Origin of the sequence: Streptomyces sp. SID3343 (assembly GCF_009865215.1) — a bacterium.
Lineage (GTDB): Bacteria > Actinomycetota > Actinomycetes > Streptomycetales > Streptomycetaceae > Embleya.
Genome location: NZ_WWJX01000983.1, coordinates 1 through 447, shown reverse-complemented (window position 1 = coordinate 447; position 447 = coordinate 1). Strand labels below are relative to the sequence as shown.

At 77.4% G+C, this 447-nt stretch carries 1 protein-coding gene; it reads left to right on the top strand.

Annotation, left to right across the window (positions count from 1 at the left end):
* The coding region (locus GT354_RS30645; RefSeq protein ID WP_161359628.1) for an amino acid permease at positions 1-447 on the top strand (447 nt) is incomplete at both ends.

The window sequence follows — 447 nt, the reverse complement described above, 5'->3', positions numbered from 1 at the left end:
CGACTCCTCCGCCCCGCTCGCCGACGCGGTCCGCGCCGCGGGGGCGCCGAACCTGGCACCCGCGGTCCGCGTCGGCGCCGCGATCGCGGCGCTCGGTTCGCTGTCGGCGCTCATCCTGGGCGTCTCGCGCACCACCCTGGCCATGGCCCGCGACCGCCGACTGCCGCACGTCCTGGCCGCCGTACACCCGCGCTTCGACGTCCCGCACCGTGCCGAACTCGCCGTCGGCGCAGTGGTGGTCGTCCTCGCCGCCACCGTGGACGTGCGCGGGGCGATCGGCTTCTCGTCCTTCGGCGTCCTGGCCTACTACGCCGTGGCCAATGCCGCCGCCTGGACGCTCACCCCCGCCGAGGGGCGCCCGCCGCGAATCGTCCCGGTCGTCGGCCTCGTGGGCTGCCTGGCCCTGGCTTTCGCCCTGCCGGGCCGGTCGATGGTCGGCGGCGCCGC